General features: G+C 43.7%; 12 protein-coding genes. 7 read left to right on the plus strand and 5 right to left on the minus strand.

Going from position 1 to position 14,368, the window contains the following annotated elements; all coding sequences use genetic code 11:
* Window positions 1-254 precede the first annotated feature (254 nt).
* On the plus strand, window positions 255-929 hold the full coding sequence (locus tag L0G63_RS11395) for a hypothetical protein (protein ID WP_301450763.1): 675 nt from the start codon (window positions 255-257) through the stop codon (window positions 927-929).
* A gap of 45 nt (window positions 930-974) precedes the next feature.
* On the opposite strand, the gene L0G63_RS11400 is transcribed toward L0G63_RS11395, so the two are convergent.
* Window positions 975-1,235 (minus strand): DUF1289 domain-containing protein, encoded by a 261-nt coding sequence (locus L0G63_RS11400; RefSeq protein ID WP_301450764.1) that lies wholly within the window; start codon window positions 1,233-1,235, stop codon window positions 975-977.
* A 188-nt stretch (window positions 1,236-1,423) separates the two neighbouring features.
* Between L0G63_RS11400 and L0G63_RS11405 the strand changes: the two genes are divergently transcribed.
* The 3 genes from L0G63_RS11405 (at window position 1,424) to L0G63_RS11415 (ending at window position 4,953) form a co-directional block, all read left to right on the plus strand.
* The gene (locus tag L0G63_RS11405; protein ID WP_301450765.1) at window positions 1,424-2,077 is read left to right on the plus strand and encodes a YqiA/YcfP family alpha/beta fold hydrolase; all 654 of its coding nucleotides are present in this window, start codon (window positions 1,424-1,426) and stop codon (window positions 2,075-2,077) included.
* A gap of 110 nt (window positions 2,078-2,187) precedes the next feature.
* Complete coding sequence (gene parE, locus L0G63_RS11410; protein ID WP_301450766.1) at window positions 2,188-4,074, plus strand: DNA topoisomerase IV subunit B; 1,887 nt, start codon at window positions 2,188-2,190, stop codon at window positions 4,072-4,074.
* A gap of 183 nt (window positions 4,075-4,257) precedes the next feature.
* On the plus strand, window positions 4,258-4,953 hold the full coding sequence (locus L0G63_RS11415; protein WP_301450767.1) for a lysophospholipid acyltransferase family protein: 696 nt from the start codon (window positions 4,258-4,260) through the stop codon (window positions 4,951-4,953).
* A 105-nt stretch (window positions 4,954-5,058) separates the two neighbouring features.
* Here L0G63_RS11415 and L0G63_RS11420 read toward each other — a convergent pair whose 3' ends face one another.
* On the minus strand, window positions 5,059-5,841 hold the full coding sequence (locus L0G63_RS11420) for an SDR family NAD(P)-dependent oxidoreductase (protein WP_301450768.1): 783 nt from the start codon (window positions 5,839-5,841) through the stop codon (window positions 5,059-5,061).
* Window positions 5,842-6,132: 291 nt separating this feature from the next.
* On the opposite strand from L0G63_RS11420, the gene L0G63_RS11425 reads away from it, so the two are divergent.
* A complete protein-coding gene (locus tag L0G63_RS11425) occupies window positions 6,133-7,608 on the plus strand; it encodes a hypothetical protein (protein WP_301450769.1) in 1,476 nt (491 codons plus the stop codon).
* Window positions 7,609-7,735: 127 nt separating this feature from the next.
* Here L0G63_RS11425 and L0G63_RS11430 read toward each other — a convergent pair whose 3' ends face one another.
* The gene (locus L0G63_RS11430) at window positions 7,736-9,406 is read right to left on the minus strand and encodes a mechanosensitive ion channel (protein ID WP_301450770.1); all 1,671 of its coding nucleotides are present in this window, start codon (window positions 9,404-9,406) and stop codon (window positions 7,736-7,738) included.
* 461 nt (window positions 9,407-9,867) lie between these two features.
* On the opposite strand from L0G63_RS11430, the gene L0G63_RS11435 reads away from it, so the two are divergent.
* Entirely contained in the window at window positions 9,868-10,599 is a 732-nt protein-coding gene (locus tag L0G63_RS11435; RefSeq protein ID WP_301450771.1) for an FKBP-type peptidyl-prolyl cis-trans isomerase, read from the plus strand.
* A 100-nt stretch (window positions 10,600-10,699) separates the two neighbouring features.
* Here the strand turns inward: L0G63_RS11435 and argA are convergent, their stop codons facing one another.
* Window positions 10,700-12,022, minus strand: coding sequence for an amino-acid N-acetyltransferase (gene argA / locus L0G63_RS11440; RefSeq protein WP_301450772.1), 1,323 nt, complete (start codon window positions 12,020-12,022; stop codon window positions 10,700-10,702).
* Window positions 12,023-12,490: 468 nt separating this feature from the next.
* On the opposite strand from argA, the gene L0G63_RS11445 reads away from it, so the two are divergent.
* Window positions 12,491-13,081, plus strand: coding sequence for a hypothetical protein (locus L0G63_RS11445; protein WP_301450773.1), 591 nt, complete (start codon window positions 12,491-12,493; stop codon window positions 13,079-13,081).
* 218 nt (window positions 13,082-13,299) lie between these two features.
* On the opposite strand, the gene L0G63_RS11450 is transcribed toward L0G63_RS11445, so the two are convergent.
* The gene (locus L0G63_RS11450) at window positions 13,300-14,274 is read right to left on the minus strand and encodes a patatin-like phospholipase family protein (protein ID WP_301450774.1); all 975 of its coding nucleotides are present in this window, start codon (window positions 14,272-14,274) and stop codon (window positions 13,300-13,302) included.
* Window positions 14,275-14,368: the final 94 nt, after the last annotated feature.

Raw genomic sequence — 14,368 nt, forward strand, 5'->3', positions numbered from 1 at the left:
AATGGTAGTGTGGTTCGCCCATGTGAGAGTAGGTCATCGTCAGCTCTCTATTCTAGATAAAGCCCCCTGATACTAACGTGTCAGGGGGCTTTTCTTTGGGCATTAAAAATTACGTTATATTATTTACAACCACTTTGATATACTAAGCGTATACAACATTTATGGATCAGTAAAAATATACAGTGTCTTTTTTACTGTTATATCGCTGTAAACTAAACTCTAAAATGGTGAATTGTAGATTATATGGATAAACTATGAGAGATGCCTATATAAGATTCTTTAATGAAGGTTATATATCTAAAGAGAACTTCTTTAATTTCGGTTTGGAAGAAACGATTTATGCTCCTTATGATAAAGCCGAAATTGAATGGAATCTCTTAAAAAATCGTATCTATGGTAATGAAAAAGTATTTATTCGAGGGTTTGGTCGCGATGCAAATGGCACCCATTTATTCCAAGCGCTTTATAAAAAGTTACTCAGCAACCATAACGTTCGAAAAGACTCTACGAACAATGCAGAACCAGCTAAGCTGATTAGATCTTTGACTGGATACTCCAAAACTCAGAGTTCTAAATTCGAATCAATTAGAAATTATCAAATTTCCCATATTTTTGGGCGTACTAAGAATGTTTTTGCTTTTACAGCGCCATGGAATATTGTTTATATGCCAAAAATGCTTGACCCATTCACAGGCCACGAGGCTAAAGGAGAAATGATAGATGAATATACTTTATTATTTCAAAGGCAAGGTTATCATAGGTTCGAAAAGCTGATAGACGAATTTAATGAAATTATGATTAATCCTAATTTTAAAGAAAGAGTTAATGAAGTTTTATACTCATTCCATTCAAATGAAACTTATAGTATTAAAGAACTCAAAAAGTTAGAAGAAGCAATTAATAAAGAGTTTAGTCCTGTTACATTATAAAGTTTCAAACAGTTTAGAATAAATTCGAATAGCTGCAAAATTTCCTTAAAACAACTCACCCATCTCAAACTCTTCTTCAAAATCAAATCCTAGCTGCTCGTTTTTGCGCTGGCGCATCTGCTCGATACGCTGTCTGCGCCCATTGACCAGTCGTAGTACTTCACGGCGCTGTTCTGTCGTCATATCATGCCATCGTTGGCGCTCAGCTCGACTGCGCAAGCAACCAAAGCAATAGCCTTTCTTATTGCTTTGACAGACACCGATACAAGGGTTGTCAATGTCGAACAGCTCAAACTGTTGATTCATGGCGACTCCATTGCGATTACCGTCATTCCTTTGACTGGTACCAGACTATTATGACTATATTATTATGTCGCAAATATTGACTAATAGTGTGCCGTTTTATTGTTATTATTTTTGCGCATCGGGTGCTATGCTTAGCGTCACTGGCCTATATAAGACAATCATAACAAAATTAATAAGTGAGATGATACGTGAACCTGATTTATATCCATGGACTGGACAGCGATGCAAACTCGACCAAAGGGCTGCTGTTAGAAAAATACTGCCAGCGCCATCATCCTGATATCAATGTACTGCGTCCTGATTTAAACAAATCTCCTGCGCAAGTGCGTGAGCAGCTGTTGTCATTGATAGAAGGATTGAACGGTAGCGAAGATGAGCAGAAAGGATCGACCAATACAGTACTAATCGGTAGCTCATTGGGTGGGTATTTTTCTACTTTAATCAGCAATCAAATAGGTTGCCCTGCATTGCTGCTAAATCCTAGCACGCAGCCTGATATTACCCTACAGCGTTTTTCTGATTCTTCAATATCCGCTCAAAACAGCAGTGATGAGTCATCGGATAATAAAGTCCTGCATACGACGGCGGGCGGTTGGCGTATTACGCCGTCAGATTTGCAATGGTTTGCAGATCATAAAATTTCTCAAGTCACTTATCCCAATAAAGTTGCTGTACTGCTGAAACAAGATGATGAGCTATTAAACGCTGAGTTGTCTCAGGCCTTTTATGAAGGGCAGGGTGCATCAGTAACCATGCAAGCAGGCGGCGATCATCGCTTTAGTGATTTTGGTGAGCAGCTACCGATGGTGATTGAAATGCTACGAGAGTTGGTAGAGTCTTAGATAGACGACATTATATGACGTGAACGATGGACTATTGACCTTAACGTCGCTATTTTTGGTTATAATGAATAAATAGAATTAAACGCATATGAATAGTTAAGGATGCATTTGTGAGTCAATATAATGCGCAATCATTAGAAGTTTTAGAAGGGCTTGAACCCGTCCGTCGTCGCCCAGGTATGTATACCGATACCACGCGCCCAAACCATTTGGCACAAGAGGTTATTGATAACTCGGTGGATGAAGCGTTGGCGGGTTATGCCAAAACCATCAAAGTGCAACTGCATAGTGATGGGTCGCTGTCTGTCGAAGATGATGGGCGCGGTATGCCAACCGATATTCACCCTGAGTTTGGTCAATCCGGTATCGAGCTGATTTTGACCCGTTTGCATGCGGGTGGTAAGTTTTCGACCTCTAATTATGAGGTGTCGGGCGGTCTGCATGGTGTGGGTATCTCTGTCGTCAATGCGCTATCTACGCGTGTCGAAGTGACGGTATGGCGCGATAGTACCCAGTTTGATATGGCGTTCGAAAATGGCGCACCCGTGACGCCGTTGACGGAATCAGTCAGCTCTAACAAACGCAAACGTGGTACTAGAGTACACTTTTGGGCCGATGGTAGTTTCTTTGATACGCCCAAATTTAACGTTAAGCAGCTCAAGCATAATTTAAAAGCCAAAGCGGTTTTGGCCGCGGGACTAACGATTGAGTTCACCGATGATATCAATGATGAAAAGGTGGTTTGGCAGTTTACCGATGGCGTGGTTGAGTATCTAAGCGAGCAGCTAGACGGCCTTGAGACACTACCTGAAGCACCGTTTTATTATAATTATGATGCAAAAGCGGGTGAACGTGCGGGTGTGACCTTTGCCTTGTCTTGGCTGCCTGAGGGTGGCACGCCGATTCAAGAAAGCTATGTCAACCTGATTCCGACAGCGCAGGGCGGTACCCACGTCAATGGCCTACGCACGGGTATCCTAGAAGCATTGCGTGAGTTTTGTGATATTCATAATTTATTACCACGCAGTGTGAAGCTAACCGCAGAAGATGTGTGGGATGGGGTGAATTATATCTTATCTTTGAAGTTTTCTGAGCCGCAGTTTTCTGGACAGACTAAAGAGCGTCTATCGAGCCGCGAGGCTGCTGGCGCTGTACAGACCTTGGCAAAAGATGCGTTTAGCTTATGGCTCAACCAACATGCGGATATAGGTACGCAAATTGCGGAGTTGGCGATTAATAAAGCAGGTCGTCGCTTAAAATCAGCCAAAAAAGTCGCTCGTAAGAAAATCACTCAGGGACCAGCGTTGCCGGGTAAGTTGGCAGATTGTCGCGGTGATCTGCGTGATGGCGCGGAACTGTTCTTAGTAGAGGGTGACTCGGCAGGCGGCAGTGCTAAGCAAGCACGTGATCGTCATTATCAGGCGATATTGCCACTGCGTGGTAAGATTTTGAATACATGGGAAGTGTCGTCAGATACGGTACTATCTAGTCAAGAGATTCATGATATTGCTATTGCGATCGGTGTGGATCCTGCCTCTGATGATCTGTCCGAGCTGCGCTATGACAAGATATGCATCTTGGCAGATGCGGACTCTGATGGTTTGCATATTGCGACGTTGATCTGTGCATTGTTCGTCAAGCATTTTCCTGCGCTAGTGGATGCAGGTCACCTGTTTATTGCCATGCCGCCATTGTATCGCGTGGACGTGGGTAAAGAAGTCCACTATGCGTTAGATGAACCAGAGCTTGCGCATATTCTATCCAATGTACCGGGCAATAAAAAAGCGCAAATCACCCGTTTTAAGGGTCTCGGTGAGATGAGTGCTGAGCAGCTACGCGAAACGACAATGAGCCGTGATACGCGCCGCTTGGTGCAGCTTGATATGGACGATATGGTACTGACCAATGGCATCATGGATATGCTACTGGCGAAAAAACGTGCCGCTGATCGCAAGTCGTGGCTTGAGAGTAAAGGGGATTTGGCGGATATTTCTTAAAAAAATGTATGTGTCTTAAAATTATGTAGTGGCCTTTAACCGCGTACCGTACAAAATGCCCACATAGGCCATTACTTATATTTATTGTTGAGCACTTTATCGCATAATAAAAGCGCGCAAAATTCGGCCTAGCGTTATGGGCTTAATGGTATGATGTCAGTAACTTCATTATATTGTGCTGCTATGATGCCAAAGATTTTTAAACGCTCTCAGTCTGATACGACACCATCTGCACGCTCGAAAATACTGCCAAATCTCAGCAGAGAACAGGTGGGTGACAACGTGCCTAGGCGTGGCAATAAAGTATCGCCTGTTATTGGCTCGTGGCTCATGAGGGCGGCAGGATGGCGGACAGTGGGTGAGATACCTAATATCTCTCAGGCCGTGGTATTGGCGCTACCGCATACCTCTAATGTCGATGGGGTTTATGCCATTCCTAGTTTGTTTGCACTGGATTTAAAAATCAGTATTATGGCAAAGCATACGCTGTTTAGGGTGCCTCTATTGTCACAATTGCTGTATTGGATGGGTATTATCCCGATCAATCGCACGGATAAAGGCTCAGTACTACAAGCGAGTATCGATAAATTTAAAACAGGTAAGCCGCTATTTTTGGGGTTAGCGCCAGAAGGCACGCGCAAATATACCGAAAGCTGGAAAACAGGCTTTTATTATCTGGCACTCGGTGCTGGCGTTCCTATCTTGCCCGTTGCGCTGGATTATAAGACCAAGGAGGTCCGTTTTTTGTCTTTGGTATATCCAACTGGAGATATTGAAGCGGATTTGCCAAAGATTTATGCCCAGTATCAAGGCGTACTGCCGCGTCATCCTGAGCGTTTATCGCAGCCGCTACAGGACATCAACAACACCGCTAAATAACCGTTTATCGTAGCACGCCAAAAACAAAAAGCCCCTGATATGATAGTATCAGAGGCTTTTTTATAGGATGTCGCGTTGATTGTTATCAACTCACAAACCAAAATATTAGAATTGTGGTTGTCCGTTAGACGCACTAACGCCGCCATCGACAGGGAGGTTTACGCCAGTAATCATTGAGGCATCATGACTTGCTAAGAACGTGATGGCAGCAGCGATATCTTTTGGAGCAGCCAAACGCCCAAGTGGACAGCGCGCTAAAAACTTATCTGTTTTATTATTATTGTCTTGGATAGCGGTAGTCATATTGGTTTTGGTCACGCTTGGATTGACAGCGTTGACGCGTACTCCATCAGGACCGTGATCTAGGGCTAATGTACGAGTTAAGTTGGTCACACCGGCTTTGGCAGCATTGTAGGCAGCCATATTCCAATCGCCACCCATTCCTGAGATTGATGAGACATTGACGATATTGCCCTTAGTTGCAATAAGATGGGGCATAGCGGCTTGTGAGACATAAAAAGTCCCATTTAAATTGACATCAATGGCCGAGCGCCAATCTTCAGCAGATAAGTCTGTTATTTTACCTTGAGTCGCTTTTCCCGCATTGTTAACCAGCACATCGATTTTTTCAAACTTATCGATAGCGCGCTTGACCATTTCTTGCACTTGACTTTGTACGCTGATATCACAAGTGACACAGAGGTAGTTGTCGGTATGAATCCACGTGTGATCTTCTGGAAACTCTGCTGCTGTCTGCTCTAATGTCTCAGCCGTACGACCTACCAAAACAACTCTCGCGCCTTCTTCTGCAAAGCGAATGGCAGTGGCACGACCAATACCTGATCCTGCGCCAGTGACGATGACGGTTTTTTCTTTAAAACGCTTCATAATGATCAATCCTTGTTATTATATATTGTTAGCTATAATGTTAATAAACATACCCTAGAGTAGCACGCAAGCATTGCTTATAATCCTAAAAGCACGCACAAGCAATATTGCTTTGACATCATCATAGCAAGTCATTACGTTGAAAGCGACTGTGTCTGATAGTGCTTATGTAGTGTAATTTTACATTCTTGAAAACTTTAAAACGCTCATCATCTTAATAAAAACACCAGTATTCTGATAAGTTAAAATACAAGTTCTCACACATTCTCTGATAATAAAAGGCTAAAACCTGTGTCTCAAGTATCTAATACAGTATCTGGTAAAAGCCATCTGGCTGATGAGCTGGCTTGCTACTCACAAGCCGCTGCGATGGATGTGGCTTTGACTGGTATGGATGACATTGCAGAGCAATATGGTACTCGATATGGGGCGTGTCAAGATCAGTACCAACTCCCAGCGGGTAAGCTGCGACAATTATTGCTGACAGTATATGTGCCTGTTAATACAAGCACTGCTGATATTGAGTCAATACGTCTGACAGCGGTAAAAACTGCGCTGGTAGGTTATCAGTCATTATTTCCTCAGGGTAGAGATATACAGACTAAGCAAACAGACATTATGACTCGTGATGTTCTGGTTTTTGATATTCAGCTTGTAGATTCTGCGGCAGTGCTCAATCAAGAACATGTTGCAAGCCAGTACCATAAACAGCTAAACCGTCTACCCCATGCTTTTGGCGCTCGATACTTTTTGGAAGAGTTGGTCGTAGACATGAGTGAAGGTGGTCAGCAACTACAAGTATTTAGCTGGCATGACTGGCACTCAATGTTGGCAGCGGTACAAACCCCTTGTGAGCTATGGCGATTTTTGGGTTATCACTTGGCGCAGTTTCAATCTACCGCTACCAGTCAGTCACCAAGCTTTTTATCAGAAAAAGAGTTGGTGACACAGTTTTTGCAAAATGGTGCTTTTTTCACACCCGCTATCGCAGTGGATAACACACTGATTAAATATGACATGCAGGATAAACCCAACCCAGCACTGATAGCCATGGCACTTGCGTATAAGAATCAGAGTGCAACGGCACAGATGTATCAGCAGCATATGCAGCAAGCCGCCGTGCTATGGTCTCAGCTCAGCACACAAATGGTCGCAGCGTATGAGCAGGTGCAAGTAGCGACTGGCGACCAAAAACCGTCAGAGATTCCAGTATCGCGCTGGATGCAGCAATTATTAGATGAGTCCTTGTTTTCGCGTCATGAACTTATCCGTACGCTATATAACCATCCTAAGCAGCAGCCAGCACTGCGACAGAATGGCTATGTTGTGCATCAGCACTCGTATGAGAGCTTAGGTCGGCATTATGTGCTGATATTTTATGGACAAGATTCGCAAGCAAATAATAGCAAGGCCACTATCCAACCAAATCTAGCAAAGATAGCGCAGGATGTTGCGTCTCGATTACCGATAGCGGAGCTGCATCATATCGTTGTGCTTGGGATCGATTTTATAACCGAAGCGAAGGACACCTTTATCGATATTGATGTATGGATTCAACCAGTAGATACGATGACGCAACGAGAGCGGCAACTCACCAAGCAAATACAGCAACTAAAAAAGCAAAATTCTCAGAAAAGCGCACAAAATACAAACAAGCAAATAGATCAAAATTTTGAGAGCAATGATAGATCAAAGCATGATAGCCAACCTGGTACACTGCCTCAAATACACTTGAATCTTTCCATACCTGCACGAAACAACACTTAATAACCAAACGTTTTTAAAAGTATGCTCTGATAAAGGATGGTTTTGATATAAATATCATTCTGTGTTGCATAAAAAAAGACAGCCTAGGCTGTCTTTTTCTTATTTAAAAGTGAGTCCTTATTGACGCTTATTTGTTTAGGTCATCATCAAGGTTGTTACCAGGAAGGATTTGATCGCTGTTGTAGATATCATTGGTATCAGCATCTACGCGAGGCGTCTCAATCACATCGGTACGTAGGTCCGTCGTTGTTGTGCTAGTAGCTGATGGCGTGTTATCACGTACTGAATCAGCCACTTTTTCTTGAGTAGACGAGCTTGGTTTGATTGCAGATTTTGCTTTTGTTTCGTCATGCTCACGGTCCATTTTGTCTTGCATTTTACGTAAGAAGCGAGCTGCTGCTTCTTGACCACCAAGACCAAATGATAGGGCAAAGGCGACGGCGACGGCACCGAGTGTTAGGCCAAATGCTAGATTCACGATTGAATCGGCAATACCCATGGCTTTTAGACCCATGGCAAGTACGAGACCCATAATCAGTACACGTACGATATTTGCTAAGAATTGTGAGCCTTGTTCTGAGCGCTCAACAACACCTGCAATGATATTGGCAAGCCAAAATCCGATAAACAGGATAATCGCACCTAGGATGATGTTGGCACCGAAGGCGATGAACATCGTGATGATGCCTGATATAGCCACAAAGCCTAATAGATCAGCGGCGGCAATGGCAGCAAACAACATGGCAAAGAAGATAATCGCATAAGCGACGAGATCAGAGATTCTCTTGTCACCCATGGTTTCTTGTAGACCCACTTTAGCAGGTAGCTGATTGACTTCGGTATTTTCAAGCAAGCCTTTAACAATGTTAGCAACCATGCGCACAACATAGAATGTCACAACTAAGATAGCCACTGCCATGAAGATGTTAGGCAATGCTTCCATGATTTTGTTGAGCATGTTGGTTGCAGGGCGAGCAATCACTTCGATTTTTAGGGCATTTAATGCAGCGATAATCGTTGGGATAATGACCACTAAAAACGCGAGTGAACCTGCAATATTAGGTAGGCTGTTTTGTTCACTTAAGCCAGCTTTCGTCGCTAACTCTTGAACATTAAAAGTAGAAACAAGATTGGTTACGATACCGCGTACGATTTTGGCGATGATATAACCAACAACAAATACCACACCTGCAATTAGAATGTTTGGAATGAAGCTGAAGATTTTATCAACCATATTGGTCAACGGTGCAAATAAACCATCGAGCTCTAATTGACCGAGTACCATGGTCAATACAACCAATAAGATGAACCAGTAAACCATATCAGCGATGGTACTGCTCATCGGCTTTACGCCCGCTTTTGCGCTTAGACGCTCATCCATTGATGTTTTTGCTAATGCTGCGTTGATAGCAGTGCGTGCCACTGTGGCGACGACCCAACCGATTACACCAAGTGCGATGGCACCGATGAGATTAGGGATAAATGCTAATACTTGATTAACCATGTTTGCAAATGGCGCCGAGATTGAGTTTAAATTTAATTGGCTAAGTGCTCCTGAAATGGCAATAATAAAGATAAACCAAAAAACAATCTTGGAGATAATTCCCTCAAGATCGTAAGTTTTACCAGTTGAAGAGTTCATACGTTGATTAAGATTGACTTTAGATAGCACACCGCGCACAAGTGCAGCAATGCCTAGTGCTACTAGCCAACCAATGATAAATATCAAAATAGCACCAATGATAGAACCAATAGGCCCACCAAGATAACCATTAAAAGATGTGTACATTGGGTTCATCTTATCCTCCTTGAAGCATCTTATAGGTGGCGCTCAACAATCTTGTTAATACAATCATTATTGAACGAGACAAATATATAGATGGTTATTATAAATAGCGTCTTTAATCTGAGTTATGGGGAGATATTCTAGTACTCAAATAGCGTGAATTATTTAGGGTATCAGTTCTGTTTGTAGTTATCGCTTTGCTACTAATACCCATATACCGATGATAATTGCCAACATTCGATTACTTATCTCCTCAACAAAATAAGCTTAACGCATGTATTGAGGGTTTTAAAGATAGAAAGCTTTACTTGCCACTATATTTGTGTGATAAGTTGTTATTATAATAGGAAATGTTTACATAGACTGTACATTCGCCCGAGAATTTCATGCAAATCGTGGTTCCTAAAACTAAGATTTGTTATTATAGATGCATGTGACATCTCGCCACTATTCTTACAATCAGAGAGTAATCTATGAAAAAAATCACTACTTTAAGCGTTAGTGCTCTTGCTAGCGCTATGTTGTTAATGACAGGCTGTAGTACCAATAACGGTAGCCAAGAAACAGCCGCTCAAAGCGTTTCAATCACTGAACAAAGCTCAGCCAGCGAAAAAGTGGGTTACAGCTTGGGCTATATGATGGCAGAAGGTAATAAACAAGCGGTCAAAGATTTGAATCTTGATACTTTTGAAAAAGGGTTCCGTGACGGCTATGAAGGCAATGATTCAGCGTTGACGCAAGAGCAGATGCAAGAAGTATTGATGACGTATCAAAAAGAGCAAGAAGAACAATTTGCTAAAGACATGCAAACCAAAGCGACAGAAAATAAAGCCGCTGGTACTGCATTTTTAGCAGAAAACGCGAAAAAAGAAGGTGTAAAACAGACAGATTCTGGCCTACAGTATAAAGTACTAAAAGAAGGTACAGGCAAATCACCAAAAGCAACTGACGTGGTGGAAGTAAACTACGAAGGTAAGCTGATCGATGGTACTGTGTTTGATAGCTCTTATGAGCGCGGTGAGCCAATTGAATTCCCCCTAAACCAAGTCATCGCTGGCTGGACAGAAGGTCTACAGTTGATGAAAGAGGGCGGCAAGTACGAATTCTATATCCCAGCTGATATTGCTTATGGCGAAGCGGGCAACGCAGGTATCGAGCCGAACAGTACGCTTATCTTTACGGTTGAGTTATTAAAAGTCAAATAAGTCTATCAAGCAGATACTATCTAAACAGATATCTAGCGAACAAAAAAGCCTTCGTAATTGAAGGCTTTTTTGTGAGTCAGTGTTTTATATCAGTTTGAGATTATAAATTTTTCTGAAAGACTTTAGAGTTGCGACCATTATGATATTGCTCTTGACGGGCATCTGGTAAAGCACTTGCCGCAACTTCGGCAAAGCCTTGCTCAACGAACCAATGGGCGGTACGCGTGGTCAGTACAAACAGTTTATGTAGACCATGACTGCGTGCTTGCTGCTCTAAGAATGCCAGCAAGTCAGTGCCGCGGCTACCATTGCGATATTCAGGACGTACGGCAACACAAGCGACTTCTGCGGACTCTGCGTCTAGCGTATGCAAGGCTGCACAGCCCAAAATCATCCCATCGCGTTCGATGACACTATAGTTATCAATTTCTTGCTCTAAGCGCTCACGCGAGCGTCTGACCAAAATACCTTGTTCTTCTAGCGGTGATAACAGCTCAAGAAGGCCAACCACATCATCGACATTAGCACGGCGAATTTCTTCGTATGGATCGTGGCTGATTAGTGTACCAGAACCGTCACGAGTGAATAGCTCTTCTAATAGGGCACCGTTTTTGGCATAGGAGATGATATGCGTGCGATGTACGCCTTGACGGCAGGCCAAGCTTGCGCAGTTCAAGAAGTAATTGATTTCACAGTTCAAATCACGATCGCGTAAGAAGCGATCCACTTCGTTAGGAATCATCTCATGTAGCAAACGATCACCATCATTGATACCTGCCTCTTCGCCCAAGAAGATGAGCTTGTCAGCACCCAATTCTACCGCAGCGCTAAGCGCAACGTCTTCAGCGAGCAAATTGAACACTTCACCTGTCGCAGAGTAGCCCATCGAGCCCAATATCACGATGTGGTCATGTAGCAAGTTATTTTTGATGGCTTCAACATCGATAGAACGCACTTCCCCTGTCATCTGATAGTCAATGCCGTCACGGATGCCATAAGGGCGAGCCGTCACAAAGTTGCCTGAGATGGCGTCAATACGTGAGCCATACATCGGAGAATTGGCCAGTCCCATCGACAGCTGCGCTTCAATCTGTAAACGAATCGCACCAACGGCTTGTAGGATAGAGGGCATCGCTACACGCGGGGTGATACGAATGTCTTGATGCAGCGGAGACTCAATATTGGCGTCTGCTAAGTTTTTCTCGATTTGTGGTCGTGCCCCGTGTACCAGTACCAGCTTGATACCCAAACTATGGAGCAAGGCAAAGTCATGAATCAGCGTGCTAAAGTTAGGATGATTGACCGCTTCACCGCCAAACATAATCACGAACGTTTTGCCGCGATGCGTGTTAATGTAGGGGGCAGAGTTACGGAACCAATGGACGTATTCAGGATTAATCTGGGGCATGGAACTAGTAGTCATAATAGGAGCAGTAGTCGTTAGGATAAGAAAAAGGGCGCAGCAAAAAAATGCCTAGCGCTAAAGATTTACCATAGCAAAAAACGCAGTTATGAGCTATCTTTTATTTCAGCGGTAATGAGGTGTTTTTAATACTTGTTATTGATATACACAACCTCAACACGGGGTTAATATACACACAAATGCTTTTTGCTATGCTAAGCGCTATTGCTTTGAGTTCAATGGGTCAAGATCATTGATAAAAATCATAAATCTGATGTGATCAGCAGGCCGAATAGTAATACCGCGAATCATAACAAATGAGGTATCCGCCGCATTTTAACTAACGACATCAACCCGATCAGTGTTAGGATTTCTAAAAACGATGAGTAAGAGATATCGACCATCTCTTTTTGCCATTGAACGTATTCAAAAGATATAAATTTTGCCATCTGTGCTTTACTGATATATCAACCAGGGATAATGAGAATTATGAAAAAAAGTAACCAATTTGCTAGCCCATTTAGTGCTTGGAGCGGTCATCGCTTATTTCACGTTGTTGCCGGTACGCTCATCGGTGCAATGGTCGTGACAACGCAAGCTTCAGCGATGCTGCCAACACCAGAGCAAGCGGTTGATAATTCAATGCCGATGCAGACAAGTACGAATAATAGCAGCACCTCAAGTGCCCAAGCGGTCAACAGTAAAATTACCGCGTCACTGGTTAGTGTCGATGCCAATGGTCAAGAAGTATTGGTTCCTGTCGATACCAATACGCGTTTGCAGTCAGGTAATGTATTGGAGTATCAAGGGTACTTCACCAATACCAATGCTGATCGCGTCCGCAAAATGACCGTCACCATGAGTATTCCGGATCAAGTAGAGCTGTTAAATACAGTCGCCCCTGAGTTCCCATACGGTAGTGTCGATGGCAATAACTTTGCGCGTATGCCACTGCGTACTAAGGTAGACAATCAACTACAAGATGTCGCGCTTAAGTACTACAAAGCAGTTCGTTGGGATCTTGAAGGCGTTGGTCTAAATGACACCGTCGCTGTAAAATATCGCGCGCGCGTCAAATAAAGGTGTGTATAACGCCAACTGCAAGCGCGGCAAGTAAAATATCGCGCGCGCGTCAAATAAAGCTGAACGAGTTCTATTAAACTGCCGGCGGGCTAGTGATATAAATGTGAGCTATATGCATGAATAAAAAAGCACCGCCGTTTATAACGACGGTGCTTTTTTATGGGCAGTATGCAATGCGGCAAACACTTCGTTAATGAGTGTCTCGACAGATGGATCTAGAGCGTGGCGTATTTTCTTTTGGATTTGTCTTGAATCAGCTGTTTGATGGCGGTGATTTGCGGCGTTGTGGCTTGCGCGCCTGCTGCTATCAGAGAACGACGCTGGCGGGTGTCTATTGAGCTGACATGCGCTGCATTTGGGGTAATGACGATGTCTGCGCGGTCTCGTTCGCGGTGCACTGATGAAGAGCGGTTAGTCGAGGAGACGACATTGGTTTCAAGAAAGCCCCAAAAGTCGGCCAATGAGCTGAGTGTGATGCGCTTATTCTCAGGCGCATTGCTATCTTGTGCCGAAGTTACATCAACGGCGATTACAATATCAGCGCCCAAATCACGTGCGCTATCAACAGGCACGAGACTGACCACGCCACCATCGATATATTTTTTGCCGACTTTTTCGGGAATACGCGGGGCGATAAAAATATTGGGTACGCTACAAGAGGCTTGAACAGCAAGACCTGCGTCACCTGTGGTAAAAACCGCTTTTTTTCGAGTATGTTTCTCTGCTGCGATGGCGGCAAAGGCAATCGGGAAATCTTCTATGACTTGTCCGCGAACTTTTTCGTTCACAAAGTGCTTGAGTTTGAGGCCTTCGATAAAGCCTTGGTTGGATAAGGTAAAGTCTGTCAGCTCGCTATCAGTGGTGGTCAGCGCCAATTGCTCAAGCTCAACAGGCGTGTAACCACTGGCATACAGGCTACCGATTAAGCTGCCGACACTCGTGCCGACAATCAGGGTAGGTTTGATGCCATTGTCTTCTAATGCTTTTATCACCCCCACGTGAGCAAACCCTTTGGCACCGCCGCCGCCCAAGACCAAAGCGACACTAGGCGCCTCTATCGTAGGCTTGGCCGTCGATGTTGGTGTCAAGGTATTACAGGCGCTAAGACATAACCCAACTACCGCAAGCAGGCTGGTACGCAATACACTTAAGCCTTGGTGAGGCCGCTGATAAAGAGTAGAGTCGGACATAAAAAGTACCTTATAAAATGACCGTGATTTATAAAAACCACCCCACTCTCAACTTGAAATAAGCAAATCAAACTGAAGAGGCGGGTTACCAAGT

The organism is Psychrobacter sp. (assembly GCF_030454045.1).
GTDB lineage: Bacteria > Pseudomonadota > Gammaproteobacteria > Pseudomonadales > Moraxellaceae > Psychrobacter.

Excerpts from the sequence above, each read along its gene's own strand:
- L0G63_RS11395 (WP_301450763.1), top strand. The coding sequence starts at position 255 with ATGAGAGATGCCTATATAAGATTCTTTAATGAAGGTTATATATCTAAA.
- L0G63_RS11450 (WP_301450774.1), bottom strand. The coding sequence starts at position 14,274 with ATGTCCGACTCTACTCTTTATCAGCGGCCTCACCAAGGCTTAAGTGTA.
- L0G63_RS11445 (WP_301450773.1), top strand. The coding sequence starts at position 12,491 with ATGAAAAAAAGTAACCAATTTGCTAGCCCATTTAGTGCTTGGAGCGGT.
- argA (WP_301450772.1), bottom strand. The coding sequence starts at position 12,022 with ATGACTACTAGTTCCATGCCCCAGATTAATCCTGAATACGTCCATTGG.
- L0G63_RS11430 (WP_301450770.1), bottom strand. The coding sequence starts at position 9,406 with ATGAACCCAATGTACACATCTTTTAATGGTTATCTTGGTGGGCCTATT.
- L0G63_RS11415 (WP_301450767.1), top strand. The coding sequence starts at position 4,258 with ATGATGCCAAAGATTTTTAAACGCTCTCAGTCTGATACGACACCATCT.
- L0G63_RS11400 (WP_301450764.1), bottom strand. The coding sequence starts at position 1,235 with ATGAATCAACAGTTTGAGCTGTTCGACATTGACAACCCTTGTATCGGT.
- L0G63_RS11420 (WP_301450768.1), bottom strand. The coding sequence starts at position 5,841 with ATGAAGCGTTTTAAAGAAAAAACCGTCATCGTCACTGGCGCAGGATCA.
- L0G63_RS11435 (WP_301450771.1), top strand. The coding sequence starts at position 9,868 with ATGAAAAAAATCACTACTTTAAGCGTTAGTGCTCTTGCTAGCGCTATG.